At 60.1% G+C, this 26362-nt stretch carries 23 protein-coding genes and 1 tRNA gene; 12 read left to right on the top strand and 12 right to left on the bottom strand.

Going from position 1 to position 26362, the window contains the following annotated elements; genetic code table 11:
- The first annotated feature begins 55 nt into the window (after positions 1–55).
- The 3 genes from ACGG9J_RS06935 to ACGG9J_RS06925 are packed head-to-tail and all read left to right on the top strand — an operon-like array spanning position 56 to position 4356.
- Positions 56–2086 (top strand): DUF4037 domain-containing protein, encoded by a 2031-nt coding sequence (locus tag ACGG9J_RS06935; RefSeq protein WP_390134812.1) that lies wholly within the window; start codon positions 56–58, stop codon positions 2084–2086.
- Between the two features lie 12 nt (positions 2087–2098).
- Positions 2099–2755 carry a DUF4125 family protein gene (locus ACGG9J_RS06930; RefSeq protein WP_390134810.1) on the top strand — a complete coding sequence of 219 codons (657 nt, stop codon included), beginning with the start codon at positions 2099–2101 and terminating at the stop codon, positions 2753–2755.
- Between the two features lie 44 nt (positions 2756–2799).
- Positions 2800–4356, top strand: a complete 1557-nt coding sequence (locus ACGG9J_RS06925) for an alpha/beta hydrolase family protein (RefSeq protein ID WP_390134808.1) — start codon at positions 2800–2802, stop codon at positions 4354–4356.
- 349 nt (positions 4357–4705) lie between these two features.
- Here ACGG9J_RS06925 and ACGG9J_RS06920 read toward each other — a convergent pair whose 3' ends face one another.
- Entirely contained in the window at positions 4706–6610 is a 1905-nt protein-coding gene (locus tag ACGG9J_RS06920; RefSeq protein ID WP_390134806.1) for a PspC domain-containing protein, read from the bottom strand.
- Between the two features lie 139 nt (positions 6611–6749).
- Here ACGG9J_RS06920 and ACGG9J_RS06915 point away from each other — a divergent pair, with 139 nt between their 5' ends.
- A complete protein-coding gene (locus ACGG9J_RS06915; RefSeq protein WP_390135341.1) occupies positions 6750–8036 on the top strand; it encodes a PspC domain-containing protein in 1287 nt (428 codons plus the stop codon).
- 201 nt (positions 8037–8237) lie between these two features.
- The gene (locus ACGG9J_RS06910; RefSeq protein ID WP_390135340.1) at positions 8238–8858 is read left to right on the top strand and encodes a LuxR C-terminal-related transcriptional regulator; all 621 of its coding nucleotides are present in this window, start codon (positions 8238–8240) and stop codon (positions 8856–8858) included.
- An 8-nt stretch (positions 8859–8866) separates the two neighbouring features.
- Here ACGG9J_RS06910 and ACGG9J_RS06905 read toward each other — a convergent pair whose 3' ends face one another.
- Positions 8867–9514, bottom strand: coding sequence for an HAD family hydrolase (locus ACGG9J_RS06905; RefSeq protein WP_390134804.1), 648 nt, complete (start codon positions 9512–9514; stop codon positions 8867–8869).
- 191 nt (positions 9515–9705) lie between these two features.
- Between ACGG9J_RS06905 and ACGG9J_RS06900 the strand changes: the two genes are divergently transcribed.
- Positions 9706–10371, top strand: coding sequence for a Type 1 glutamine amidotransferase-like domain-containing protein (locus tag ACGG9J_RS06900; protein WP_390134802.1), 666 nt, complete (start codon positions 9706–9708; stop codon positions 10369–10371).
- A 10-nt stretch (positions 10372–10381) separates the two neighbouring features.
- Here ACGG9J_RS06900 and ACGG9J_RS06895 read toward each other — a convergent pair whose 3' ends face one another.
- The 8 genes from ACGG9J_RS06895 to ACGG9J_RS06860 form a co-directional block, all read right to left on the bottom strand.
- Positions 10382–11914 (bottom strand): ClC family H(+)/Cl(-) exchange transporter, encoded by a 1533-nt coding sequence (locus ACGG9J_RS06895; protein WP_390135339.1) that lies wholly within the window; start codon positions 11912–11914, stop codon positions 10382–10384.
- Positions 11915–12068: 154 nt separating this feature from the next.
- The gene (locus tag ACGG9J_RS06890; RefSeq protein ID WP_390134800.1) at positions 12069–12656 is read right to left on the bottom strand and encodes a YbaK/EbsC family protein; all 588 of its coding nucleotides are present in this window, start codon (positions 12654–12656) and stop codon (positions 12069–12071) included.
- Positions 12649–13146 (bottom strand): hypothetical protein, encoded by a 498-nt coding sequence (locus ACGG9J_RS06885; RefSeq protein WP_390134798.1) that lies wholly within the window; start codon positions 13144–13146, stop codon positions 12649–12651. The genes ACGG9J_RS06890 and ACGG9J_RS06885 overlap by 8 nt, the downstream gene beginning before the upstream one ends.
- A gap of 194 nt (positions 13147–13340) precedes the next feature.
- Positions 13341–13425: transfer RNA gene (locus ACGG9J_RS06880), tRNA-Ser, on the bottom strand.
- Between the two features lie 99 nt (positions 13426–13524).
- Positions 13525–14811 carry a serine--tRNA ligase gene (serS, locus tag ACGG9J_RS06875; RefSeq protein ID WP_390134796.1) on the bottom strand — a complete coding sequence of 429 codons (1287 nt, stop codon included), beginning with the start codon at positions 14809–14811 and terminating at the stop codon, positions 13525–13527.
- A gap of 110 nt (positions 14812–14921) precedes the next feature.
- Complete coding sequence (locus ACGG9J_RS06870) at positions 14922–16244, bottom strand: aromatic amino acid transport family protein (RefSeq protein WP_390134794.1); 1323 nt, start codon at positions 16242–16244, stop codon at positions 14922–14924.
- A gap of 37 nt (positions 16245–16281) precedes the next feature.
- A complete protein-coding gene (gene sdaAA, locus ACGG9J_RS06865) occupies positions 16282–17157 on the bottom strand; it encodes an L-serine ammonia-lyase, iron-sulfur-dependent, subunit alpha (RefSeq protein ID WP_390135338.1) in 876 nt (291 codons plus the stop codon).
- An 11-nt stretch (positions 17158–17168) separates the two neighbouring features.
- A complete protein-coding gene (locus tag ACGG9J_RS06860) occupies positions 17169–17846 on the bottom strand; it encodes a serine dehydratase beta chain (RefSeq protein ID WP_390134792.1) in 678 nt (225 codons plus the stop codon).
- Positions 17847–18096: 250 nt separating this feature from the next.
- On the opposite strand from ACGG9J_RS06860, the gene ACGG9J_RS06855 reads away from it, so the two are divergent.
- From ACGG9J_RS06855 to rpiA, 4 genes are all read left to right on the top strand, one after another.
- Positions 18097–19191, top strand: coding sequence for a diacylglycerol/lipid kinase family protein (locus tag ACGG9J_RS06855; protein WP_390134790.1), 1095 nt, complete (start codon positions 18097–18099; stop codon positions 19189–19191).
- A 66-nt stretch (positions 19192–19257) separates the two neighbouring features.
- A complete protein-coding gene (gene pgm / locus ACGG9J_RS06850; RefSeq protein ID WP_390134788.1) occupies positions 19258–20931 on the top strand; it encodes a phosphoglucomutase (alpha-D-glucose-1,6-bisphosphate-dependent) in 1674 nt (557 codons plus the stop codon).
- 88 nt (positions 20932–21019) lie between these two features.
- Positions 21020–22126, top strand: a complete 1107-nt coding sequence (locus ACGG9J_RS06845; RefSeq protein WP_390134786.1) for a ribonuclease H family protein — start codon at positions 21020–21022, stop codon at positions 22124–22126.
- Positions 22127–22231: 105 nt separating this feature from the next.
- Positions 22232–22930 carry a ribose-5-phosphate isomerase RpiA gene (gene rpiA, locus ACGG9J_RS06840; RefSeq protein WP_390134784.1) on the top strand — a complete coding sequence of 233 codons (699 nt, stop codon included), beginning with the start codon at positions 22232–22234 and terminating at the stop codon, positions 22928–22930.
- Positions 22931–23064: 134 nt separating this feature from the next.
- Here the strand turns inward: rpiA and ACGG9J_RS06835 are convergent, their stop codons facing one another.
- Positions 23065–23154: a 30S ribosomal protein bS22 gene (locus ACGG9J_RS06835; RefSeq protein ID WP_004268639.1), complete on the bottom strand. Its 90-nt coding sequence runs from the start codon at positions 23152–23154 to the stop codon at positions 23065–23067.
- Positions 23155–23221: 67 nt separating this feature from the next.
- Entirely contained in the window at positions 23222–23872 is a 651-nt protein-coding gene (locus ACGG9J_RS06830; RefSeq protein ID WP_390134762.1) for a hypothetical protein, read from the bottom strand.
- A 90-nt stretch (positions 23873–23962) separates the two neighbouring features.
- Here ACGG9J_RS06830 and radA point away from each other — a divergent pair, with 90 nt between their 5' ends.
- Both radA and ACGG9J_RS06820 read left to right on the top strand, forming a co-directional pair.
- Positions 23963–25372: a DNA repair protein RadA gene (radA, locus tag ACGG9J_RS06825; RefSeq protein ID WP_390134759.1), complete on the top strand. Its 1410-nt coding sequence runs from the start codon at positions 23963–23965 to the stop codon at positions 25370–25372.
- Positions 25373–25496: 124 nt separating this feature from the next.
- Positions 25497–26360: an ABC transporter substrate-binding protein gene (locus ACGG9J_RS06820; protein ID WP_390134757.1), complete on the top strand. Its 864-nt coding sequence runs from the start codon at positions 25497–25499 to the stop codon at positions 26358–26360.
- Positions 26361–26362 lie beyond the last annotated feature (2 nt).

Here is a 26362-nt window from a genome sequence, read left to right as displayed (position 1 = left end):
CGATAGTACTAGTGGTTTTAATGGCGAGCACATCATGAAACGAGTTGGAGACCGAATGCAAGAGAGTGGACAAGTAGACCAGACCTATCACGATGGCCCGGCTCATACGAATGCTAACAACGGCTTCGACACCCAAGCCTTCCTGGATGGTCTGGACGCCATCTTCAACGCCGGCAAGGCCCGCGACGAGGCTGAGCCCTACCTGCAACAGGCGCTGGTGGATGCGGAGAATGCAGGCGACGATGCCGGACTGCTGACCGTGCTTAACGAAACCATGGGATTCTATCGGTCCCAAGGCCGCCACCAGGAGAACATGTGGATGATCCAACGCGCCATCGAGCTGGCCACTCGCATGCGCATCGAAGGATCCGAGGCCTGGACGACCACCCTGATCAATGCGGCCACAGGACTGCGGGCGGCCAAGAAGTACGACCAGGCTGAAGACCTCTACCGGCAGGCACTTGCCTCTGCAGCCAAAACCCTTGGCCCCAAGGACCGGAGGCTGGCAGCCCTGCACAACAACCTTTCCATGCTCTACAGCGAAACCGACCGGCCCGACCAGGCTGAACAGGAGCTGCGCCAGGCCATGGGCATCCTGGAAGATTCCAGCACCGATCCTTCCCGGGACCTGGATCTGGCCACCACCCACACCAATCTGGCCCTCCTGCTCATGCAGCGCAACGACAGCCCGCAGGCCTTGCAAGAGGCCTGGGACCAGGCTCGCACAGCCTTGGGCATCTATCGAACCGGCCACCTGGAGAACAGCGCACACTATGCCTCGGCCCTAGCGGGCTTCGCCCAGGTCTGCTATATGACCGGACGGTTCAGCCAGTCGGCAGACACCTACCGCAAGGCCTTGGCCATCATTGAGGATCGGTACGGCAAGGGCAGCGACTACTACCAGATCACCAAGGCCAATCTGGACCAGGCCCAGGCCGCTGCTGAGAAAAACAGGGACAAGGACCAATCCAACCAGGCCGACGCACCTGCATCCAGCCAGCCGAGTACCGGCTCAGGCCGGCCACCGGCCGGCAATCGCAGCAATGACAACGATCAGCATGACTCCCGCCCGGATATTCAAGGGCTGGACCTGGCCAAGGCCTACTGGGAGCAAGTGGGCCGTCCCATGCTGGCGGAACGCTACCCCCAATATCGCAACCGGATCGCCGTGGGCCTGATGGGCCATGGCTCAGACTGCTACGGCTTTGACGATGTCACCTCCCGAGACCATGATTTCGGCCCCGGCTTCTGCCTGTGGCTGACCAGTGAGGATTATCAGGCCATCGGCGACCAGCTGCAGAAGGACTATGAGGCCCTGCCCGCCGAATTCATGGGGTTCGGGTCGCGAACCGACAGCGTCAGAGCCAAGGGGGCCAACCGACGCGTGGGCGTTTTCGAGATCGGCGCCTTTTTCGAATCTCTGACCGGCTACCGGCAGGCGCCCCCGGAAGATCACCCCCACGAGTGGCTGCTCCTGGACGAGGCCACGCTGGCGGCGGCGACCAATGGCAAGATCTTCGCGGATCCTCTGGGACAGATGCTGGCCGCCCGGCAGGGGTTCAAGGCTATGCCCGACGACGTGCGCTTCTGTCTGATCTCCCGTCGCTTGGGCATGATCGCCCAGGCGGGACAGTACAACCTGCCGCGGAGCCTAAATCGGGGCGATGGGGCTGCGGCAATGCTGTCGATCAACGAATTCGTCAAAGCCTGCGCCTCTCTGATCTTTCTGATCAACAACCCGTTGACAGTCGGCTATCTGCCCTATTACAAGTGGACCTTCGCGGCCTTACGGCGACTGAGCGGGCGAATGGCCACCAGACTGGCCGACCTGACCGAGCAGCTGGAAGACATCCTGCGCCTGGCCTCGGCGGCCTGTTACGGTGGGCATGGCTTTGGCGAAGGCGGCAAGGGAGCCCGACCTGCTGCCGGACGCGTCACCAAACTTGTGGAGTCAATCTGCGCAAGAATCGTAGAAGAGTTGCAAGCGGAGGGCTTGACCAACAGCCCTGAGACCTTCCTGGAATGGCAGCGCCCCTATGTCGAGGCTCACATTTCCAGCGACGATCCGGTTCTGCACAGCATCTGAAAGGAGCCAAGGATGACAAACGACGAGCAGTGCCAGGATGACGAGTCCCTGCGTGAGCGGATCGTCCGCCACGAATGGGCACAGTTCCAGCAGGTAAACAACGAAGGCGGGCCAGCCAACTGTCAGGGCAACTGGCCCATGTTCCACCAGATGCGCCTGAGCCAGTTTCTGACCTGGCCGCATCCCCTGCTGGCCAGTTATGCGGACGATCTGGATCAGGCTGACACACAGGGGCGCAACCTGCTGACTGAAAAGTACGGGCGGATGATGGAATCCACCGCCCCGGAGCAGTACCACAAGAGCATTGCCCCCTACCTGCCCAGGCTGGGCCTGGAGCGCCAGGAGCAACAGGAGCGCATCATCGATCGACAGGTGGCCTGGGCCAAGAACTTCCGCGAGCGCTACCCCCGTCTGGGTCAGGAGATGCGGGTCCTGCGCACCAGCGAGGACACGCCGGAGGCCACTTCCTTCGAGACCTATCTGCGTGGCGAACTGGGCACCTATTCAGCCGAGACGCTGGATCTGTATCAGTCCATGGTTGACCGAATCGAGGCACGGGGCGGCAACTTGACCGAGGAAACCATCCTGGCCACAGTGCGGATGAACGGTTTTAAGACCTTGGACGAGGCCGAACAGGCCCAGGATCGACCTTCTGAACCACAATCATGAGGTCGATCTCTGCAACCAGTCGAGCGGTCGGGTAGAGTTGACGGGTGCAAAAGCTGAAACGGGCGGGTTTCACCGCCGCCTCCTTCGTGATCATCCTGCTGGTCATGCTCCTTTTAGGCCAAGCCATGACGCCGGACTGGCAGGTGGAACCCTACCGTGGCCATCTGCAGGTCTCGACCCGGTCCACCGCAGTCGCCTCGAGCCTTGGAACCACCACCCCTGAGGGCACCCACCCCGTCAGGGAACAGAAAATCAGCATCACTCTGGATGGCGGAGTTCGCATCCAGGCCATTGTCAGAGAGCCGAGCGACCGAAAGGGCACTGGACCAGCCTGCCTGTTCATCCATGGCGCCGGCACAGGCAAATCCTCCGAAGTTTATGGCGACCTGGCTTCAGCTATGGCCTCGGCCGGCATTACCACCCTGGTGCCGGACAAGCGTCTAGACACCTACACCACCTTTCACCGCGACTATCAGGCCATGGCCGCCGACTATGGGCGCTCCCTTGACCGTCTGCGCTCCTGGCCTGGCGTGGATCCAACCAAAACGGGTCTGTACGCCGAGTCCGAGGGCACCTGGATATCGACCATCATGACCGCCAAGGACCCCAGCATCGCCTTCTCCGTCCTGACCTCGCCTCCCGTCTACCCGGGACGACGGCAGATGGCCATGGCGGCCACCAGCTACTTGGATCTGATTGGCGCGCCCAAGGGAATCCGCAATGTGATACCCCGACTCATGGGCATGGACCTGTCCCTGCTGGGTCTGGAGTACGCCGACTTCCCCTCCTTGCCCTACCTGGATCAGCTGCGGATGCCGGTCATGATCAACTTCGGGACCATGGACGTCTCCATGCCAGTCGAGCAGGGTGCGCGCGAGATCATCCGCAGAACTCATGCAAGCGGCAACGACAACGTGATCCTGCGCTACTATCCCACCAACCATCAGATTCGCACCGGCAGCCGGCTGGCCAAGGCCGGGTTGCCCCTGGAACCCAGGTATACGCATAATTTGGAAGACTGGATCAACGCCGTATCACTGGGCACCAAAGCCGATCAATGGTCAACTCCTATGATTGCCGGCAGCCAGCCCCATCAGCTCAATCAAGTGCCCAAGCACACAAATACAGGGTTGATACCTTCGTTGACCGCCCTGTTGACCCTGATGGCCAGCGGTCCCATTCTACTGGCTGCCGCCCTTGTATCTGCCCTGATTGGAGCCTTGAGCTCTCATCTGCGGGCACGAGGCAATGACCACCGACAGTCAGGTTTCAGCAAAGGCCTGGCCGGACGGCTCTGGTTGCTAGGCCTGCTAGCCGCAGGACTTATGGCTGCCCTGCTGGCCTATGCCTTTACTGTGGTCCGCCAGGCGCTTGGCCTGGCCCATCTGTCCTCGATGATGGCATCATGCTGGTCCCTGTTGTCCGTCCTGTGTCTGGTGCTCATCCTGCTCTTGGCGAGCACCCTGACCTCTATCTTCAGCCGATCTGACGGCAAGTCAGCTGTTGCTGGGACGGGCCATTGGCTGACCCTGACCCTGACCTTGCTGGGGTCTCTGACCATCCTTGGCAGCCTGATCTTCTGGAATATCCTGGTCTTTTGAGACAGATCGGGTGCGCCTTGCTGATGCCAGCCAGGCTAATACAGACGCGCCAATCAACACCACGCCCAGGCCAGCAAAAATCAATGGAATAATCCGCTGCCAGGGTATGACTATGGTCAGATCCGTACCGTAACGCAGAAAGACCAATCCTAGAGCCAACATGGTCAGAGCCAAAAGTCCAACCAGGGCGCCAAAAATAATGGTAGGCAGGCTGGGGCCGCTAGGACGGACCGGCTCCGGCGGCTGCATCCGAACCTGGTATATCGGGGGTGCCGGTGATTCAACCGGCATGACCTTGGTGGCGCGCTCCTGGCGATCCAGCGGCTGGCCTCCTTCTGGTTGCTGCATATCAGTCATCTTCCTGATCCTCCCCAAACTGCCATGGATTGTAGCTATAATCCCAATATTCATTGATCAAGCCGCTGTAGAGCTGCGCCCGCTTCGGCTGGGTAGCACTCCCCTGGGCGTGCACGGTGACCCGTGCACCGGCCATGAGATTGGCTTCGACGATCAATTCGGGATCGTCGGGCATATGCCACTGATCCTCCTTGGACGCTCGCAAAGCTTCCTCCCAATTGCATCGTTCAGCTGATGACGACGTATCGCCCCACCACATCCGGTTTCCCTGTTCCGTCTCGGTTATCCAGTCAGCCGCGCCCGATCCCAAGACCCTGTAGAGGTCGGTGTGTTCCCTATAGGACAAACTGCATCCCTTAGGAATGAGCAGGCGAACGTCAGCATAGGCCACAGCCAGGCGGACGGTGCCCGTCGGGCAGCCTGAGACTGTGCTCACCGCATCATCCATAATCTGAACACGATGGGTGCCGTGTTCCTGCTCAAAACCAGTCAGATCAATGACGGCACTTCCCCGATCCTGCGGGTCTCCAACCAGCGCGGTGCCGCGGCGGTAACGCCTCATGTCTGCACTGTTCGCCCCCAACAAGCGCCCATAGTTGTTGCCGTTAACTTGAACTGTGGAGTAGTCAGCCAAGATCCTGCGGTTCTGGGTTTGCTCAATGCCTGGTATGGCCGAACCGGCAGCCAGAATCAGGACAACCAGGCAGGCCATCAAGGCAATGGGGGTCAATCCTCCTGACCTGCGGCCCATCAAGCCCAGGATCAGTATGACCACGCCAAGTATCAGCGTGACGCCTCCAGCCCAAATCAGAGCATAGGTCAAGGCCGCATTCAATCCGCGATAGGGGTTCGTGGCCATCCACCAGACCCCTGCTCCGGAGACCAGGATGAGTCCTGACAAAAGACTGACCAGCACAGGTCCGGCGGGGCGACGTCGCAGCCGGGGCGGAACCGACGGAGCCTTGCAGGCTATTCCCGGCCTTGCCGAGAATGACCCTGCTGTGCCATAGCCCGGCCAGGCACTGAATCCATATGACTGATTCATGTTCCCGGCAGGTTCTGCAGAACCCTCTGCCTCCGTCCAACCTCCGGGAGCTGCACCGATGACAGGATTCTCACAGCCATGCGTATTATTCGAATCCCTAGCAGCGTTTGCAGAATCCGCTGTCTCAAAAATATGTCCGGAAGCAGTCGCATCCCCTCGTTGTTCCCGAGTTTCATACGAATCGGAATGCCCTGGCTGGTCCTTGTATCCTTCTGTGCTCGCATTGCTGCCTGTCTGCGTATTGCTTCGTGTCCCTGTGTAATCCTGGTACCCCTCATACCCCGAAAAGCTTGGGTACTCAGGCTGATTCGGATACCATTGCGAACCTGCACCACTCGGCCGTTCCGAATACTGAGGTCCCATCACCCAAGGATCGCCGGAAACCGGCCTGCCGGCATCCGGCCCAGCCCAGTACCCTCTTTGGTACTCCAGGGCCTTATTGCGACTCCACCGGATGAAGAGATACAGGATCAGGGCACCAAAGGCCAGTGAAAAGATTCCGACTCCAGGAATCAGGATGGCCAGCAACCAATAAATGATGATGCCCACCATGGAAGCGTGCCAAATTCCGTGAATCAGCTCCTGGGCGATAATGACTCCACGCCGGTCCGGTAAGACGAACCAGGCAAAACCGTAGAAGGCGGCACCGGTGCCGAAGAGAAAGACCGCCAAAATCATCAGCGCTCTGACTAGGGTCACGCTCCAGCCCAGCCGACGGGCCAAGGCTACGCAGACGCCTCCGATCCATCCCTGGTCGCGGATCAGGTAGGACTCCCTGCAGGCGCGGAAGAACTTGTCGGACTTCCGCTGCCAGCCGTTATCAGGGCCAGTGCCGTTCATGTCGCTGTTCATATCTTCATTACAACACCCTACGAGCGCAAATCTTATGGGGGAACACCCTGATTCGACCCTGATTTCTTCCGCTTATTGCCTTATCGCACCATCCGAAAACGATAATGGAGACATGAACGCACCCATGCAGGAACAGCAAATGCTGAAGGAACCACCTCCTCTGCACCCGGCGCGAATACCCCTGATGAGGCCGCACAAGGGCAGGATCCTGTGCGGAGTCTGCAAGGGCGTCAGCCTGCACCTGGGCATTCCCGTCTTCTGGATACGCCTGGTCATGGTTCTCCTGGCTCCCAAAATGGTCACCTGCGTGGTCTACTGCTTTCTTTGGTTGACGCTCCCCCAGGGCGATCCCACCCAGGCAGTCCAACCGAATGACCCGAAGTCAGCCCCGCTGGCGCCCAGCATCCTTACTGAACAGCCAGATCAGAAGGAGGATCACGGCATCAGTCCCGGGCGGATAACCAGACTGCTGGCAGGCCTGGGCATCATCCTTCTGCTGACTGCGGTCTTTCTGCTCAACAGCGGTATGCGCCCCGCCTTTGTCGTCCCCTGCCTGCTTTTCTGCGCAGGACTGGTTCTGGCCTGGCTGAGGCCGGAAAACCAAGGAACTGGCTACCACCTGCCGACCCTGATAGGCAGCCTGGCCCTGATCCTGTCTGCTGCGGTGATCTTTCTGCTCTCCACCCAGGAACTGCATTGGGCCCTGACCCTGATAGTCCTGGCCGGCCTGCTTCTTGTGGGCGTGACCGCAGTGGTCGTGCCCTGGGTAGGCTCAATCCTCAGCCAGCTGGGCGATGCACGGGCCATGAAGGAACGCGAGGAAGAGCGGGCCGATATGACGGCCCACCTGCACGATGGCGTCCTACAGACCCTGGCCCTGATCCAGCTGCACGCCGACGATTCGCATACCGTCTTCTCTCTGGCCCGATCCCAGGAGCGCGATCTACGCAACTGGCTCTACCAGGAACGCACTCCCTCAGACCGGTCCGTCAGCACCGGACTGAGCCAGATAGCCGCACAGGTGGAGGACGAATCCGGCAAGCCGATCGAGGTGGTCACCGTGGGCGACGCCATGCCCTGCGCCCAAACTGATGCCCTGCTCAACGCGGCCCGACAGGCCCTGGTCAATGCCGTAACACACGGTGGTGAACCCGTATCCGTATATTGCGAGGCCCGCAGGAATCAGGTTGAAGTCTATGTACGCGACCACGGTTCGGGCTTCGATATGGATGCAATTCCAGCTGATCGCCTGGGAATCCGCGAGTCCATCATGGGCCGGATTCGGCGGCGTGGCGGCAGGGTCGAGATCGTCTCCCGTCCTGGTTGGGGCACCGAGGTCAGGATGCACATGCCGCTGTCCGAGGCCAGCCAGCACCAGGAAGGCAAGGCTGGTCGGGCTGAAAAAGGGACTGAGGCCCAGCAATGATAGGATGCATGGTGAACCATTCATTCACAGACGCATGCCGGTCCGATCCCACCCACACTTGAGGACCCCGCGTCGGGAAAGGCGGGCTGAACCACGCCCATGACCACGACTGCAAAAGAGCCCCATCAAGCCAAGGATGGCCCCAAATCTCGTGACAGTGGGTCTGCAAGCATCCGCGTGGCCGTCGTCGACGACCATGAGATGTTCCGCACCGGCGTCATCACTACCCTGCAGCCGCATTTCCACGTCGTGGGACAGGCGGCAGACGTGGAGTCCTCCATCCTCATGGTCAGGCAGACCCGTCCCGATGTGGTCCTGCTGGATGTGCACGTGCCCGGTGGACAAGGCGGTGGAGGCGCAGAAATTCTCAGCCGCTCCCATCCCCTATCCCCCAGGTCGGTCTTTCTGGCTCTTTCCGTATCCGACTCGCCCAGGGATGTGGGTTCGGTCATCCGCGCTGGAGCCCGTGGTTACGTGACCAAGACCATCTCCGCCAAAGATCTGGTCTCCTCAATCCGCCAGGTTCACGAGGGGTACGCAGTCTTCTCCCCCAAGCTGGCAGGATTCGTGCTCTCCGCCTTCCAGGAGGACGAGGCAGCAGATGCCGGTTTGGCAGAAGACGACGAACTGGATCGGCTCTCCGCACGCGAGCAGGAGGTCATGCGCCTGATCGCCCGCGGCTACACCTACCGCGAGGTAGCCTCCGAGCTTTTCATCTCCATCAAGACGGTCGAAACCCACGTCTCCAACGTCCTGCGCAAGCTCCAGCTATCCAACCGAACTGAACTGACCCGCTGGGCCGCAGATCGCCGCATCGTCTGAACGTCCGATCAGCAGGCAATGCTCCGCTGACGAAGGAGCCGACGCAGACTTGGGATGTCATTGGCGACGAGTCCTTCCATGCCCAGTCGGTCAGCTACAGCCACATGTTCAGGATCCGCATCAACAAAGATCGTATGCCTAGGACTGATGGCAAAACGGCGCAGAGCCAGACGATAGAAGAGCGGATCGGAAAGATCCAGATGCTCCTCGGCTGAGATCAGGACACCCTTCAGAGCGGAGAGCGGCGAAAGGGACTCGGATGTCGCTTCAATCAGCCGACTGGTCGTTGCCGCCAGGCCCCAAAGAGTCAGGCCAGCCCGTCGCAGATCCCTCAGCAGATCCGATGCTCCAGGGAACAGACCCTTTACTGCCAAGGTGTAGTGTTCCAGGCAGACGCGGACCACCCAGGCGACAGCAGGCCCGTGAGTGGTTTCATAGTCGGACAGCGCTTGCTGTGGATCCACGCCCAGATTGATCTGTCTGCCGACGCAGGCAAAGCCCCAAGAGTCATCCGGGTCCAGCACCATATCGACCACCCCATCAGGGTAATATCCGACCAGAGCTCGACGCGGGTCGCAATCCACCAGGGTGCCTGGCAGAGCGAAGAGGACGCTCCCCCCTGGGGCTGCGGGATCAGAGCGATCGTCGCTGAACATATCCTCGCCTGACACGTCGCACGATAAGCTTTGACCTGATCCCTGCCGGAACTCCTGATGCTGCCTCGCCATGCCCCCCAGACTAGGCATATGGACCTACAAGGCCTGCCGCAGATCCAAGCCAACATGTGGTCAATCACTATGCGGTGGCCCTTGCATGGATATATTGAGGACAGCAATGGTCGGATCTTATGTTTTGCGACCCGCCCGGGGCGGAAGTCCCGCCCGGCACGAAAGGAGCCGTCATGCGTCGGCTGCTGCTCACATCCTCATTCTCCGCTACCGCTGAAAGGTTGCCCGCATTTCTGCAAAGCTCTCCTAAGAATCATACGGTAGCTTTCATCCCCACGGCCAACCTTCCACAGCGTTCGAATAGTTATGTCCAGGAGGCTCGCCAAGATTTCACCGACATGGGCTGTCGAATCGACGAGCTGGAAGTCTCGACCGCCGATCCGGAGACCATACGTCGCAGCCTGGAGGAAGACGACCTGATCTACCTGTCCGGCGGCAACACCTTTTTCCTGCTCCAAGAGCTGCGTCGCTCAGGCGCTGCCGATCTGATCAGGCAGCAGGTGGATCAGGGCAAACCCTACATCGGCGAATCGGCAGGCGCTGTGGTGACCGGTCCCGATATCGGTTTCCTGGATGCCATGGATCCACGCTCGGCCGCCCCGAATCTGGACTCCACCGCCGGATTGGGTCTGGTGGGTTTCCGTCTCCTCCCCCACCTTGATTCCGAGCCTTTCGCCGAGGTTACCAGAACAATTCTGGACCGCTACGGCGACGGCGCGCCCATGGTGGCCATCAGCAACAGCCAAGCCGTGGCAGTCCGCGGGCAGTGCCTGACCATTCTTTAGAGAACGCCAGTCAGCGACAGAGGCCTTCCATGACCTGACGGGCCTGATCCAGACGATCGCCCGGACAGAGCAGGATGACTCCATCCCCAGCGAGCAGCCGCAGATCACCTGCGGGAATCAGCCGATGCTCGCCCCTTCGCAGACCTACTACGGCGCATCCGTGCGGCCAGGGGACCTGCCCCAGCAGACGACCAGCCGCCGGACTGCCGTGCTCGATGGGAAACTCCACAGTGACCCTGTCGGGAACCTGGGCGTCGGGAGCATGACCGCGACGGTAACGCTCCAGCAGAGCCTCGTAAATGGGCTGAACGCTCAGCAGATCTGACACCATCAGGGCCGTAAAGGCGCAAAGAGCTACGGGGAGCATATGGACCAGGGTGCCAGACATCTCCACAGTCAACAGAATGGAGGTTATAGGAGCCTTGACCGAGGCCGTCAGGGTGCCTGCCATGGCGCAGACCGCGCAGACCGGAATAATCCGAACAGGCATTCCCAGGGCGGCCGCACCCATCCCACACAGTGAACCAGTCAGCGTGCCAACGGCCAGGATGGGCATGAAGATGCCTCCGGGAGCACCGCTGCCGAAAGAACTGGCTGTAAAGAGCATCTTGACCAGAAGCAGAACCAGAAGGTTGACGGCCACCGACCAGACCAACTCATGCACAGACTCCGCCTTGCCGATCAGGTTCTCTCCGCCACCCAAGGCAGCAGGCAGCAGCAACCCGACCGGCAAGGCCAGGAAGAGGGAGATCACCGGCCCCAGCTTCGCGGGCAGATGGCTATAAAGGCTCTGCGCGCCCAGCAGCAGGCGGTTCATTGCAGCCCCCACCAAGCCGGCCACCAGCCCTAAGGGGATCATCAGCAGATACTGGGCGATAGTCAGCTGTGGCAGAGCTGTGAAATCCAGGACCGGGCGTAGACCGAAACGGTTCTTGGCGATGAAATCGGCGCTCAGGCAGGCCATGGCCGCCGAAAGAAGGATCATGGGTGAGAAGGACCGGTGGACTTCCTCCAGGGCGAAGACCATCCCCGACAGAGGCGCGTTGAATGCTGCAGACAGACCGGCTGCAGCGCCGGAAGTCACCAGGCAGGTCTCCTCCACACGGTCACGGCGCAGTCCACGGGAAACCAGCTGGGAACCGGCAGCGCCGATCTGCACCGAGGGTCCCTCCCGTCCCAGAGACAAGCCAAACATGCCGCAGGCCAGACCACCCAGGAATCGCACACCCAGCACAGGCAAAGCAGGCATGCGCATGCCGTGGATGACCACTCCCTCCACCTGCGGAATGCCTGAGCCTGAGGCCATGGGAACCCGGCCGACCATCCAGGCCAGAGCCAGGCCTACCAGCAGGGCTGCCAACAGCCAAGGAAGAACCATCAACGGATGGACATGCATCTGTGCGTAGGCCCATCGAGCGAACCTGGTGCCGTAGCCGATGCCCTGCCTGTAGAGCACCACCAGCACTCCAACCAGCAGTCCGCAACAGGCGGCCCTGAGTGCCACCAGCCACCGGCTTGCTCGCCCCGGTCTAATCGCCTGCATCGGGTCGGTAGAGCCGGCTTGGTCCGCATTATCTGCCGATGGCCCCCTCCAAGACAGATTCAGCCTCACCGGCCTGCTCCTTCTCTCCTTCGCAAACAACGGTTTCCAGCATCCCTCTGGGCAGAGACCAGAAGCAATGACTGGTTCGACAACATCAATTCCCTGGCAGTATGAACACCTGGGATACCAGCTTACGAGCAAGATCCGGCAGGCAGGAGCCAGGCAGACAGACTGATATATCGTCAGAGCCCAGCGGCAGGGCGGTCTGCCGATCGGTTGCCGTCAGATTACCGTCTAGGACGACAGTGTCCACTTTGCCTCGATGACCCACAAGATCCAACAGCGAGACCCGGCCTGGCACCGTATCAAGGCATTCACGCAGGGTGGCAGCCGAGGCCATGTGCAACCTCCGGCATCCGACCAGTGCTCGTACCTGGCGCAAATCAGGGCGTGTTATGCCCTTGGCCACCAGGAGTATCAGCAGACTTCCAACATCCTCCAGCAACAGGAACTTGGACAGGTTCTCAGCAGGCAGTCCCAGAATGTCGGCAATGCCCAACTCCAAGCCCTGGTCGATGGTGTCCAAAGGCGGATGCCGAACGACGCGCCAGTCCGCTCTTGCACTGTCCAGCAACTCCCGCACAGCCGTTGGCACGAACTTTTCATTCAAATGAGCTGACAGCGATTCATGCACGGATCCCGATCCATAGTCTCCTGTTCTTACGGGTGACGCATCAGTCATTGGCCACCTCCGAATCAGGCTTCAGCTCCTCCTCCTTCTGACCGATGCGCTTTCTGTCAATGCGATAGTAAGCGTTGAAGAGACCGCCGGAGGTCAGCAGGAAGACAAGGAGAACAAGCATCCATATATTCTCCGCGGCATCATATGTTTCAAGCAGTTCATAGGAGGATGAGATCATCTTCAACCAACCTGCAACTGACACGAAGTACCAGGCAGTCGCCTGGTCAAGAAAGCTCAGCGCCCGCCGGCGCTCGGACCTGGTTCTCGTGGCCTGGCGAAGGATTTCATGCCCGCGTTTGCGTTCCAAGTGGATCTTGACAATAGGGACCAGCCACCACCACGGCGAAACCTCATCCCAATTCTTGCTGAGCTGATCGAAGTCATCCAATAGCTCCTGGTACTCCTGCAGCTCCATCAGTCCTTGGAAGAGCGGGAAGGTGAACAGCAACCAATCTCCGATCAGCGAGACAATGGCGATAAATTGATCCACAACCTGACCTTTCCCTTGCAGCGTCAACGCACAACGGTCGACTCCCGTGATTACTCACGGATATCCTCCATCATTGTAGACACCCCAGGTTCAGTCCGGACTGCCAACTCGTCACCCTGCTCCCCGTAGGATCATGATCCAGCAAACCGTGGATGCAAAAATGCCCCGAGATTGCTCTCGGGGCATTGATAGTGCGGACAGGGCGGGATTCGAACCCGCGGTGACTTGCGCCACAACGGTTTTCAAGACCGTCTCTTTCGACCGCTCAGACACCTGTCCATCAGGCGTGCCAAGTAGGCACGCCCTTTATCATACGACATCAGGGTCCATCGAACCACCAACGGAATGTCGGCGTATCCTGACGCAGACGGCTACGACTTACATCTCCCAGGACCTGGGCTCGATGACCTCTTTGCCGCCCACATAGGAGCGCATGGCCTCAGGGATGACGATGGAGCCGTCGGCGTTCTGATGATTCTCCAGGATGGCGACCAGCCAGCGTGTGGTGGCCAAGGTCCCATTCAGAGTGCTGACGGGCCTGGTGGAACCGTCCTCCAACCGCTCACGCTCGTTGAGGCGACGGGCCTGATACTCGGTGCAGTTGGATGTCGAAGTCAGCTCACGATAGCGACCTTGGGTGGGCACCCAGGCCTCGCAATCGAACTTGCGCGCGGCCGAGGATCCGAGATCTCCTGCAGCGGTGTCGATGATCCTGTAAGGCACGTCCACCTTGGCCAGCATCTCCTGCTCCATGGCCAGCAGCTGCTTGTGCTGGTCGCGGGAGTCTTCCTGCTTGCAATAGACGAACATCTCCACCTTGTCGAACTGGTGGACGCGGATGATGCCCATGGTGTCCTTGCCAGCGGAGCCAGCCTCGCGCCGGTAGCAGCTGGACCAGCCGCAGTAGCGCAGCGGCCCATTGCTCAGATCCAGGATCTCATCCTCATGCATGCCAGCTAGTGAGACCTCAGAGGTGCCTACCAGATACTGGTCGTCAGGTTCACGCAGACGGTAGATCTCGTCAGCATGGGAGTTGAGGAACCCAGTGCCTGCCATGATCTCGGGGCGAACCAGGGTAGGTGTGATCGTAGGAATGAATCCATGTTCCATGGCCTGGTCCACAGCCATGGTCAGCATGGCGATCTCCAGCCGTGCCACATCGCCACGCAGGAAGTAGAAGCGGGATCCGGAGATCTTGACGCCCCTGCGCATATCGATTCCAGCGACGCCCTCACCCAGTTCCAGATGATTCTTGGGTTCGAAGCCCTCCTTGGCGAAGTCACGCGGGGTGCCGACTTTCTTGACCACCACGTAGTCATCCTCGCCGCCCTCGGGAGCTTCCGGCTCCACCAGGTTGCTGAACTTCCACATGAGTTCGGTGTATTTGGCGTTGGCCTCGTCAGATGCCGACTTGCTGGCATTCACCTTGTCTGACAGGCTTTTGGTCTGCGCCAACAGCTTGGCCTTTTCATCTGGGGAGGCCGAAGCCACGCGCTTTCCGAGCGACTTCTGCTCGGCCCTGGAACTCTCGTAATCCTGGAGCGCAACTCTGCGCTCTTCGTCCGCCTTGAGCACCTCGTCGACGAGTTCAACGGATTCGCCGCGCTTACGCTGTGATTCACGGACCGCATCCGGATGTTCCTGAATGAACCTTATATCTAACATATCTGAATTGTATTCCTTTCAGAGGACACAGGAATCCATCCCAGACCCTTGCACATCCTGCAACTCAGCAAGAGAGAGCGAATGGATTCCGTAGCGCCTCACGGCCTCACTCAGACAAACAAGTGGACGATGTTGTAGAAGATTGCACTGACTGCGATCAGACCGATGACCACAATGAAGACGTTGCTGGCCTTGCCTGAATACTTCTTGAGCGAAGGCACGGTATGGATGGCGTACATGGGCATGAGGAAGAGGACGAAGGCGATGATGGGGCCGATCATGGTTTCGATCATGTTCATGACTGAGAAGTTGGCCCAAGCCACCAGCCAGGCCACCACAAGGATGAAGCCTTCCACCATGATCTGCATGGTCTTCTCAGGCACCTGACGATCGGCCTTCTTGGCCACCTTCCTGATGATGCCGCTCAGCCCCTCGCTGGTGCCCAGATAATGGCCCAGGAACGACTTGGCAATGGCCACAAAGGCAATGAAAGGCGCCACATAGTTGATGATGGGGTTGTTGAAATGGTTGGCGATATAGGTCAGGATCGACACATTCTGCGCCTTTGCCTGGGCCAGGTCTGCAGGCGACAGGGAAAGCACGCAGCTGAAGACGAAGAACATGACCACGCTGACCATAAGCAGTTCAGCCCGCTTGAGAATGCTGGTCACTTTGCCATCGACATACTGGTCGCCATACTCCTCGCGCTCAGCGACTGAGAAGGAGGAAATGATAGGCGAATGATTGAAGGCGAAGACCATGACGGGAATGAGCAGCCAGAGGCTTTCCAGCAGCTCGGTAACGCTGAAGCCGCCTGAGCTGTTGCGGGGGAAGCTGGAGAAGATGGCGGTGTTCCAGTGAGGGATCAGATAGAGGGAGAAGAGCACCAGCACGGCTACGAAAGGATAGACCAGGATGCTCATCACCTTGGTGGTGACTCCGGTGCCCAAGCGCACGATAGCCATGAGTACAACCACAAGCACCAAGGACAGAAGCCAGCGTGGAGGAGCCGACATGTGCATCTGGTTGACGATGAAGCTTTCAGTCGTGTTGGTGATGGAAATGCCGTAGACCAGCAGAATCGGGAAAATCGACAGGAAGTATATGATCGTGAAGATCAAGCCGAAACCATATCCATAGTGCTCTTCCACCACGTCGGTGATGTCATCGCCGGGCTTATCGGCTGAAAGCACGAATCTGCTCATGGCTCTGTGAGCAAAGAAGGTTGTTGGGAAAGCAATGATCAGCATGAAGATCAGACCAATGATGCCGCCGCTGCCCGCATCAATGGGCAGGAAGAGCACTCCGGCTCCGATGGCGGTGCCAAACAGGCTCAGCATCCATACTGTGTCGCCCTTGTGCCATTTGGCAGCATATTCCTTGGTGCCCTTTGCCGCTTCAACGCTGGCAGTCGGGTTTTGAGAGTTCGTCATACCGGAACCTTTCTTCTTTCTTCCTTAAACTTCATCGTCACTTGTTGAACACGGTCTTGCGGAATCGCTTGCCTGTAGGAGTACCGGCCAGACCGCCAATGCCGGTTTCCCGCAATGAGGAAGGCATGCTCTCACCAATGGATTTCATTGCCCCGATAACCTCATCAGGCGGAATTTGGCTCACACCGCCCGAAAGGGCAATATCAGCCGCGACAAGAGCATTCGCTGTGCCGATGGCATTGCGCTTGACGCAGGGCACCTCCACCAAACCGGCGACAGGATCGCAGACCAGACCCAGCAGATTGCTCAGCGCAATGGCGAAGGCCTGGGCACAGGTGGCGGGATCCCCTCCGGCTCCTTCCACCGCTGCTGCAGCCGCCATGCCGGAAGCGCTGCCTACCTCGGCCTGACAGCCGCCAGTGGCCCCGGCGATCATTGCCTGGTTGGCGGTGACAAGCCCGAAGGCCGCAGCAGTGAACAGACAATGGATCAGCTTATCGTCGTCCAATCCCAGCCGGTTCTTGAGCACTACGATCACGCCAGGCAACGTGCCCGAAGAGCCTGCAGTAGGGGTCGCGCAGATGATCCCCATGGCAGCATTGACCTCGTTGGTCGCCATGGCTGCCACGACGGCCGCCAGCATGGCATCGCCGCTCAGGCTGGTACGCGTCTTCCTGTAGTTCTCCAGCAGGGCCGCCTCCCCGCCCGTCAAACCGGTCTTCGAGAACACGCCCTTGCCTTGCGAGCCCCTCTCCACAGCCGATTTCATTGTTTGCAGGTTCTTGGACATCTTCGTCCAAACTTCTTCGCGAGTCTCATGATATCGTTTCATCTCTTCATCAATTGCTACATCCGATATCGACAAACCGCGATCCTGTGCCATACTCACCAATTCGGCAATCGAACTGAACATTTCCATGCCTCCTAGTCGATGTAGATCATCCGGGACGAGTGACCGGCGATCTCTTTTTGCATCTGTGCTGACAATGGGTTGTCCAGATCGAAGTCATAGAGCGTCATGCCAGGCCGACCCTCGGACTCGCATCGGGTCTGTTTCGTCACGCCTGCTTCTTGGAGCAGATCCTGAGTCCGCTCCAGCCAACCGTCACCGTCATTTTCAGACTGATCACGTTCCACCAAAAGAATGGGCAGAAGTCCGGAAGGGGCGATTGCGCATCCGTCCAAGCTGATACGCCGCACCTCAATGGTCCCGCCCCCTATGGAGCAGGCCGCATAAGACACCTGGCTGTGGTCTCCGAACAGGTCCACAACTGCAGTATTGGGGTGGCCAATGGGACTGGGCTCTTCCTCCTCATGGAAAGTCACGGTCATACCCTCCTTTTCCGCAATTTCTACTGCATCAGGGACGCGGGTGTCATCAGGCGCAAAACCGAGCAGACCGCCGACTATGGCATAGTCAGTGCCGTGCCCCTTGTGGGTTTGCGCGAAAGAATCGTAATAGTGAACATCGGCTCGACGTGGCGCCCCTCCCATAAGAATGTGACCCACTCGACCGATAGCCACCGCTCCGGCCGTATGCGAACTTGAAGGACCGATCATTATGGGGCCGATGATGTCAAATACGCTTTTGTATTTACTCATGCCTACTTCCTCTTCCCGTGCCACCGGGCATCCAGGTTTCGTGCTCTACGAAACCGCTATTGCACCAGACCGACGGGTCCAAGTGGACCGTCTTCATACTACCTTTGCAATTTTCATATCACAAATCAAAAAAATTATCAGGACTCTCGGGAGTGTTATCTCTTCGCAATTCTTCGCTCATACGTAGAGGGTTCGTTCACGTCGGACACACCCAGGGGCATCGGGTCGGCACCGCGCGCACAATGGAGTCATGCCAATTCCAGTGGTCGTCATCCTCGGCATCCTGGCGGTGGCGGCCATTGTCGTCACGGCAGTGGTGCTAATTGTCCGCGCCCAAAGGCGGCATAGGCTCGCCATGCAGCTCTTGGCTCGTGACGACGACCAACTCAGCTACGCTTTCGTCATCAACCCCTCCAAGCCTCAGGCCGCCGCCGCTCGCGAGCGCATCCAGCAATACTGCCGCGACAAGGGCATCCGCGAGTTCAGCTTCATCGAAACCCGGCTGGACAGGGACGGAAGAGCTTGCGCCCACATGGCATTGGAGCATGGAGCCAACGTAGTCGTTGCCGTGGGTGGGGACGGAACCGTACGCACAGTGGCCAGCGCTATGGCATCCAGCGGCCATGTCATGGGCATCATCCCCATCGGGACCGGAAACCTCTTCGCACGGAACATGGGCATACCCGTAGGAGATCTGGACGCAGCCCTGGCCGTGGCCACCTCGCACGGATCAACCCAGGTCGACGTAGGCCGCATGGCTCTGCTGGACGAGAAGGACCAGGAGCGGCGGCGGGGCCATGCCTTCCTGATCATCGCCGGCATCGGCTTCGACGCTTTGATGATCGACGACACCGACCCCAATCTGAAGAAGACTGTCAGCTGGCTGGCCTACTTCATCAGCGGCGCCAAGCATTTGTTCGCGCCCAAGTACACTGCCGACATCGCCATTACACGGCCCGACCAAATCACGCAGACCAATACCTCAGTGACCTTCCGCACCTTCATGGCCGGCAACTGCGGGGAGATACCCGGATTCTCCCTGATGCCCGACGCCTCCTACGAAGACGGCATCCTGGACTTCGAGATCATCGACACCTCCGCTGGACTGATCGGCTGGGCCAACCTCTTTGGAGACGTCATGCATCAGACCATCACCCGCAAGGCCAGCCAGAGCCCGCTGTCGACCAACTCCACCATCGTTCAGCTGCAGGGACCCAAGGCGGAGATCCGCCTGGAGAAGCCCGCCCTGGCCCAAGTGGACGGCGACATTCTGGGCGAGACCCGCCATATAGCGATCAGCGTGGAACACCGGGCACTGAACGTTCGAGTGCCCCGGTCAGCCTGAGACTGAACGAGCCCCCTTCCCCCTCTCCTGTCATCTTTCTCATGACGGGGTGGCATGATGGGAGCCATGACAGCACAGAATGCGGGCAAGCCTGCCAGCCCAGAAGATCTGATCAACGTCGACGATCTGATCGGCAGGTACTACGATCTCATCCCCGATCCCTCCACTCCCTCCCAGCGGGTGTCCTTCGGCACCTCCGGTCATCGCGGCTCCGCCCTGACCGTCTCCTTCAACGAGGCTCACATCGTGGCCATCAGCCAGGCCATAGCCGAGCAGAGAACCAAGGATGGGGTCACCGGACCACTCTATTTGGGCCGCGACACGCATGCCCTCTCCCTGCCCGCCTGGAAGACGGCCATCGAGGTCCTGACCGCAAACGGCGTACGGGTGCGCATCGACGCCAACGATGACTACACCCCCACTCCCACTGTCTCCCAAGCCATACTGACGCACAACCGGGCGGCCGACGGCACCCAGAGATTCTCTGGCAAGGACCTGGCCGATGGCATCGTGGTCACCCCCTCACACAACCCGCCCACCGACGGCGGATTCAAATATGATCCGCCTACGGGCGGCCCGGCTCCGGCCGAAACCACCAACGCCATAGCGCGGCGGGCCAACGAGCTCCTGGGCGACTACAGGCAGGTCAAGCGGATACCTTTCGCAGATGCCGTCAAATCCGACCTCGTAGAGCGCTTCGACTACCGCGAACATTACGTGGCCGACCTGGGCAATGTCATCGACTTCGACCTGATCAGATCCTCGGGGGTCCGCCTGGGCATCGATCCGCTGGGCGGAGCCTCGGTCAATTATTGGCCGCTGATCAACGAAAAGTACGGCCTGAACATCGGTGTCGTCAACCCGGAAGTGGATCCGACCTGGCGGTTCATGACCATCGACCACGATGGGAAGATCCGCATGGATCCAAGCTCCCCCTATGCCATGAAGGGCCTGGTGGATCGCCTCAATGCAGGAGCCTGGGACTCCTACGATCTAGTAGGGGGCACTGATCCGGATGCCGATCGCCATGGCATCGTCTGCCCGGGGACCGGGGTCATGAACCCCAACCACTACATCGCCGTCTGCGTGGAATACCTCTTCTCAGGCAACCGACCCGGATGGCCCCAGGGCGCCGGCATCGGCAAGACCCTGGTGTCCTCTTCACTGATCGACCGCGTGGCTTCCTCCATCAACGCCAGGCTGATCGAGGTGCCTGTGGGCTTCAAGTGGTTCGTCGACCCCCTCTTCAAGGGCGAGGTGGCCTTTGGCGGCGAGGAGAGTTCCGGAATGAGCTTCCTGCGCCGGGACGGCCGTGTCTGGACGACGGACAAGGACGGGCTGATCCCCGACCTCCTGGCTGCCGAAATCACAGCCAAGACCGGAAAGAATCCGGCCCAGCTCCACCAGGAGCAGGTGGAGCGCTTCGGCCAAAGCTGGTACAAGCGGGTGGACACCCCGACCACCCTGGAGCAGAAGCAGAAGTTCGCCCAACTGAACGGCGACGATGTGACGGCATCCACCCTGGCCGGCGAGCCCATCATTGCCAAGCTGACCGAAGCTCCGGGCAATGGGGCCAAAATCGGCGGCATCAAGGTAACCACCAAGAACGACTGGTTCGCCGCCCGCCCCTCCGGCACCGAGAACATCTACAAGGTCTACGCCGAATCCTTCGTTTCCCCCGAGGCCCTGGACCAGGTTCTGGACGAGGCCGGCCAGGTGGTCGCCAAGGCCCTCGACTGATCTGCAGACAAAACCGCCTGTCCTCCCTCCCCCGCATCAGTCATCGCTGGCGCGGGGGTTCTCTATCTCCCTGTCTAGGCTGGAATCCATGATCAACGGCAAGAACCTGGTCGTCTCGACCGACGGCAGCGCACTGAGCAATCCCAACGGCCCCATGGGCTGGGCCTGGGCCGATCATGAGGGCGGCGACGCGGATGCAGGCGGCGCAAGCAATGGCACTAATCAGATCGGCGAACTGTGCGCCGTGCTGCAGGCATTGCGAGCCCACCCAGGCGAGCGCCCGCTGGTCATCGAAACCGACTCCAAATACGCCATCAATTGCTCCACAATCTGGTTGCCCGGGTGGAAGAAGAAAGGCTGGAAGAACTCCCAGGGCAAGCCTGTCAGGAACCGCCCCCTGATCGAAGCCATCGAGCGGGAGATCCAGACACGGCCGGGATCAGTCAGGTTCATCTGGGTCAAGGGGCATGCCGGCGACACCTTCAACGAGAAAGTGGACACTCTGGCCCGCGGCTACGCTACAGCAGCAGGCAAGGGTGACCGAGAAGGATGTCTGCCCATCGAGGGCTGGCGCTCGCTGCTGGCCTCCCCCTACGCCAAGGGTACGCAGGTGCCGTCCGCAGTCCAAGCCGAACTGGACGGAGGACCCCAAGTTCTGGACAAGCTGGGTCGCAAGAAGGTTGGCCTGGACCAGGAAGAACAGAAGAATCTGGCCGAAACCGCCGTCGAGTCCGAGGCTGTGGATCCTGAGCAGGCCGAGTCGGTGAAAGAAACATTCCCAGGGTCGCCAAAGGCACAGGACGTCGAAGAGAACCAAATCACAGCAGCGACAGGATCGGAGCCGTCGCATTACCAGCAGACAGCGGACGCAGAAGATGATGCGACGCCTGAGGCAGTCGATGGCACACCCGCCCCTGACCTACCCGCTGGTCAGGAGGATGAAGTCTCATCTGCTTTCGACAACACTTCGGACACCGACCCGATTGACCGGGAGGCCAAAAATTCAGGCGCTCGAGGACTGAGAGCCAGCGGCCGCATCCGCATCACACCGCCCCCGTCCGGCAGCAGCATGTTCACGGGGCACGACCTGCATATCGTCGGCAGCATCGATCTGGACGCGGCCATTGACCCTGACGGCTACGTGACCATACAGGAGGCGCCTTTCCGCCTGCACGCCATCGAAGTGGAGGATTGAGCGGCACATGAACCGTCAGGGGCCATCGTCTACACTGGAGTGAACCCGAACCAACAAGACCCGCAGACATCAGCCATTAAGCGCATGCGGGCATGAAGGAGCGTTATGGACAAGACCGAGCAGGACAGACTGAAGAAGGCCGCCGGCATCGAGGCAGCCAAACTGGTCGAGAACGGCATGACAGCCGGACTGGGCACCGGATCCACAGTCCGGTTCTTCGTGGATGAACTGGGCCGGCGCGTCAAGGAAGAAGGTTTGGAGTTCACTGGCGTGACCACCTCACGGCGGACCAAGGAGCAGGCCGAAAGCTACGGAATTCGCATCGTCGACATCGACAAGGTGGACCACATCGATGTCACCATCGATGGTGCCGACGAGGTCGACAAGGACTTCAACGGCATCAAGGGCGGAGGCGCAGCTCTGCTCTGGGAGAAGATCGTGGCTGTCAACTCTCGAAAGATCGTCTGGATTGTGGATGAGTCCAAGGTGGTTGACACCATCGGCCGCTTCCCCCTGCCGGTGGAGGTCATCCCCTTCGGCGAGCGCCACGTCCTGGATCGTTTCAAAGAGCGCGGCTACAACCCGGTACTGCGGCTGGACGGCCAGGGGCAGCCGGTTCTGACCGACGAGCACAACCACATCATTGATCTTCATTTGGACCGGATAGAGCACCCGCAGGATCTGGCCCAGGACCTGATCACCACCGTAGGCGTCGTAGAACACGGCCTCTTCCTCAACATGGTTGACACGGTCATCGTGGGCGACCCCAATGGGCCCCGAGTCATGACCAACGCCAACAAGTGATCACCAGCGATCATCCTGCCTTCCGGCCGGAAGCATTCGGCTGGCCGCGGTGACAAATGATGATATATGAGAAGCCCCTCGCATCCATCGATGCGAGGGGCTTCATCGGCCTTAACAGGCCATAAGTCATAAAGCTACTTGCGCTGGTGACGAGTCTTGCGCAGCAGTTTGCGGTGCTTCTTCTTGCTCATCCGCTTGCGGCGCTTCTTGATGACAGAACCCATCCGAGCCTCCGATCCTTAGTTACCTGGAAGTGTCCAACTTGCTTATCGTACACCGGTTGCGGGACGATCATAACGGGAAGGCCTTGTAGAAAGCCTCCAGCGCCGCCCGCTGTCCTTGGGCGCGGAAAACCACCGTATCATTCTGCCAGATGACCAGGGCTGTGTGAGCGTCTTCGCCGTCTGCCTTTTCCAAGTATGATCCGGTGACTGTGCCGCCGCTGCGGACCTTGCCCGACGCCAGCTCCTTGCCGGACATGCCCGTGGACTGACTGTCGTAGAGCGCCTTGGCATCTTCATTCCTGGACCACTGAGCCAGGTGAAGGGTCACATCCCCGCCGGACTTGCCGGATGAGTAAACCAGGTTGTACTCCTCGATAGGCGTACGGGTGCTCCACTCACTGCCGGAATCCGCTTTGACACGGGCGAACTCGCCCACCGTATCAGGCATGGCCTTGAGCAGCTCAGAGGCCGAGCCGGGCAGGGGAACCGCCGTGGCCTTGGGACTGGATTGCGAAGGTTGGGAGGAAGCGGAGACGGAAGTCTGAGCGCCAGGCTCCTGGCTGCGCACCGCCCAGTGCGGCCAGACGAAGGCCGATAAGAGCACCAGGACCACCACTGCCGCCAAGGCGATGACCAGACCGATCCTTCGACGGCGCTGCCTGGCATGCGCGGAAGAGTCGGGGGAAGAAGACAGGGGTGCAGAAGGATTGTCAGCCATGACTCTATTCTCTCATGAGCATGGTGTCGGCACTGCGAAGATGGCGTAAAAGCCTGGGCTCTCGTCCCTGAATCCCGATAGCGTGCAGGTATGGCCAAGACGACGACGCAATACGTATGCACGGAGTGCGGGTGGACCGGAGGCAAATGGTTCGGACGCTGCCCGGAATGCGGCCAGTGGGGAACCATCGAGGAATTTCACGAGGCTCGCGTCGTAGGTGCAGGCGGGGGCCTGTCCTCCTCTGGCGGCAGCCATACGGCACCTGCGCCCCAGAAAACCGGCCTGGCCCGGCCCATCACCCGAGTGGGCACGGACCAAGTAAAGCGCATTCCCACAGGATTCGAGGAGTTCGACCGAGTCCTGGGCGGGGGCATCGTACCCGGGTCAGTAATCCTCTTGGCTGGCGAGCCAGGCATCGGCAAGTCCACCCTTCTGCTGGAGACCGCCGGCCGTGTGGCCGACCGGGGCGGCGAAAGAGGCAAGGTGCTCTACCTGTCAGGCGAGGAGTCCCAGACCCAGGTGCGGATGAGGGCCAGCCGGGTGGGTGCCCTCAAGGATTCACTGCTGCTGGCTTCGACTACCGACCTGGCTACGGTGCTGGGGCTGATCGAGCGCGAGAAGCCGGCATTGGCTATTGTGGACTCCGCCCAAACCATCGTCTCCAGCCAGGTAGACGGCATCTCCGGGGGCTCCACCCAGGTACGCGAGGTGGCCATCAGCCTGATCGACATGGCCAAGTCGCACGATATCCCCATCCTCTTGGTAGGCCACGTAACCAAAGACGGCTCCATAGCCGGACCGCGGACCCTGGAGCATCTGGTTGATGTGGTCTGCCAGTTCGAGGGCGATTCCCAGACCGCCCTGCGCTTGCTGAGAGCCGTCAAGAATCGGTTCGGCCCCACCGACGAGGTGGGCTGCTTCGACATGGGCGAGCAGGGCATCGAGGAGGTCAGCGATCCCACTGGGCTCTTCCTGTCGACGGCTGGACAGGAGGTGGAAGGCACCTGCGTAACATTCACATTGGACGGCCACCGCAGCCTGCCCATCGAAATCCAGGCTCTGGTCACCTCCTCTGTTCTGCCCACTCCCCGTCGCAACACCAACGGGATCGACGCCAACCGCCTGGCCATGCTGGCTGCGGTGCTCTACCGCCACGGCCGCGTCAACCTGCTGACAAGGGACCTGTATGTATCCACCATCGCCGGTGGTCTGGCCAAGGAGCCCGGTTGCGACCTGGCCATCGTGGCCGCCCTGGCCAGTGCAGCCAAGTCCCGGCCCATCATGCGCACGACCTGTGCCATGGGCGAGATATCCCTGACCGGGCAGGTCAGGCCGGTGCCGCAACTCAACCACAGGCTGCAGGAGGCCGCCCGGCTGGGATTCGCCAGGGCGCTGGTCCCGCCTGATCGGCACTCAGGAGGTCGAAAGCCCGTCCAGGGTTTGGAAGTGGTCGAGGTTACCAATCTGGCCGAGGCACTGGCAGCTCTGGGACTGGTCTGAACCCGGTGACCGCTCGTCCCGTATCGCACAATACGGCTCCCACCTGCCGACTCGTTAACCTGCCGGACTAGGATGGAGTCGCCGGAAGACCGACACTCATCATCATCGCGAGGAGCAGATCAGCATGACCATCTTCACCAGGAAAACCCTACGCAGGCTGACGGCGGCCGCACTCACGACAGTCACGCTCATGGCCGGCGCAGCCTGTGGCTCCTCATCGAGCAGCGGCGGGCAGTCAGCAACCAAGCAGGACATCACCCAGCAGACCATCCACCCCGGCACTCTGACCATTGCCACCGGAGACCCGGCCTACGCCCCCTACGTGGTGGACAACAAGCCAGAATCCGGCAAGGGTTACGAGGCAGCCGTGGCCTACGCAGTGGCAGAGAAAATGGGATTTGACAAGGCGCACGTCACTTGGACCAGGACCACCTTCGATGCCGCCATCGCCCCGGGAAGCAAGGACTACGACCTGAACATCCAGCAGTTCTCCATCACCTCGGAGCGCCGACAGGCTGTGGACTTCACGCCCAGCTATTACAACTCCACCCAGTCACTGGTCGTCAGAAGCAGCTCTCCATATGCTTCCGCAACCTCCCTTGCCCAGATCAAGGACGCCAAGATAGGAGCCATGGTCGGCTCCACCTCCTATGAGATGGCTCACAAGCTGGTCAAGCCTGACATCGACACTTTCAATGACGACGTGGCTTCGTCCCAGGCCTTGGATGCCAATCAGATCGACGCGCTTGTCGTGGACACCCCGTCAGCCGTGACCATGGTCGATTCCGGGCAGGTCAAGAACGCCAAAATCCTCGGGCAGATCAAGGGCTCTCAGGACCCGGAGGGCATGGGTATAGTCCTGCCCAAGGGCTCCAAGCTGACCCCAGCCGCTTCCAAAGCTGTCACGGCCCTGAAGAAAGATGGAACCTTGGACAAGCTGCAGAAGCAATGGCTGCACGTCTACACCTCTCTGCCTATGCTGGGCTGAGA

It is taken from the genome of Bifidobacterium apicola (assembly GCF_042846865.1).
In the GTDB taxonomy this organism is placed as follows: domain Bacteria; phylum Actinomycetota; class Actinomycetes; order Actinomycetales; family Bifidobacteriaceae; genus Bombiscardovia; species Bombiscardovia apicola.
This window is presented reverse-complemented; position numbering and strand designations above follow the sequence as displayed.

What these genes read in the sequence shown, in the direction of transcription:
- ACGG9J_RS06900 (WP_390134802.1), top strand. Translation starts at nt 9,706, where the DNA reads ATGTTTTGCGACCCGCCCGGGGCGGAAGTCCCGCCCGGCACGAAAGGA.
- sdaAA (WP_390135338.1), bottom strand. Translation starts at nt 17,157, where the DNA reads ATGTTCAGTTCGATTGCCGAATTGGTGAGTATGGCACAGGATCGCGGT.
- rpiA (WP_390134784.1), top strand. Translation starts at nt 22,232, where the DNA reads ATGGACAAGACCGAGCAGGACAGACTGAAGAAGGCCGCCGGCATCGAG.
- ACGG9J_RS06905 (WP_390134804.1), bottom strand. Translation starts at nt 9,514, where the DNA reads ATGTTCAGCGACGATCGCTCTGATCCCGCAGCCCCAGGGGGGAGCGTC.
- ACGG9J_RS06920 (WP_390134806.1), bottom strand. Translation starts at nt 6,610, where the DNA reads ATGAACAGCGACATGAACGGCACTGGCCCTGATAACGGCTGGCAGCGG.
- pgm (WP_390134788.1), top strand. Translation starts at nt 19,258, where the DNA reads ATGACAGCACAGAATGCGGGCAAGCCTGCCAGCCCAGAAGATCTGATC.
- ACGG9J_RS06870 (WP_390134794.1), bottom strand. Translation starts at nt 16,244, where the DNA reads ATGACGAACTCTCAAAACCCGACTGCCAGCGTTGAAGCGGCAAAGGGC.
- ACGG9J_RS06835 (WP_004268639.1), bottom strand. Translation starts at nt 23,154, where the DNA reads ATGGGTTCTGTCATCAAGAAGCGCCGCAAGCGGATGAGCAAGAAGAAG.
- serS (WP_390134796.1), bottom strand. Translation starts at nt 14,811, where the DNA reads ATGTTAGATATAAGGTTCATTCAGGAACATCCGGATGCGGTCCGTGAA.
- ACGG9J_RS06910 (WP_390135340.1), top strand. Translation starts at nt 8,238, where the DNA reads ATGTTCCGCACCGGCGTCATCACTACCCTGCAGCCGCATTTCCACGTC.
- ACGG9J_RS06820 (WP_390134757.1), top strand. Translation starts at nt 25,497, where the DNA reads ATGACCATCTTCACCAGGAAAACCCTACGCAGGCTGACGGCGGCCGCA.
- ACGG9J_RS06830 (WP_390134762.1), bottom strand. Translation starts at nt 23,872, where the DNA reads ATGGCTGACAATCCTTCTGCACCCCTGTCTTCTTCCCCCGACTCTTCC.
- ACGG9J_RS06915 (WP_390135341.1), top strand. Translation starts at nt 6,750, where the DNA reads ATGCTGAAGGAACCACCTCCTCTGCACCCGGCGCGAATACCCCTGATG.
- ACGG9J_RS06895 (WP_390135339.1), bottom strand. Translation starts at nt 11,914, where the DNA reads ATGCAGGCGATTAGACCGGGGCGAGCAAGCCGGTGGCTGGTGGCACTC.
- ACGG9J_RS06935 (WP_390134812.1), top strand. Translation starts at nt 56, where the DNA reads ATGCAAGAGAGTGGACAAGTAGACCAGACCTATCACGATGGCCCGGCT.
- ACGG9J_RS06855 (WP_390134790.1), top strand. Translation starts at nt 18,097, where the DNA reads ATGCCAATTCCAGTGGTCGTCATCCTCGGCATCCTGGCGGTGGCGGCC.
- radA (WP_390134759.1), top strand. Translation starts at nt 23,963, where the DNA reads ATGGCCAAGACGACGACGCAATACGTATGCACGGAGTGCGGGTGGACC.
- ACGG9J_RS06860 (WP_390134792.1), bottom strand. Translation starts at nt 17,846, where the DNA reads ATGAGTAAATACAAAAGCGTATTTGACATCATCGGCCCCATAATGATC.
- ACGG9J_RS06930 (WP_390134810.1), top strand. Translation starts at nt 2,099, where the DNA reads ATGACAAACGACGAGCAGTGCCAGGATGACGAGTCCCTGCGTGAGCGG.
- ACGG9J_RS06890 (WP_390134800.1), bottom strand. Translation starts at nt 12,656, where the DNA reads ATGACTGATGCGTCACCCGTAAGAACAGGAGACTATGGATCGGGATCC.
- ACGG9J_RS06845 (WP_390134786.1), top strand. Translation starts at nt 21,020, where the DNA reads ATGATCAACGGCAAGAACCTGGTCGTCTCGACCGACGGCAGCGCACTG.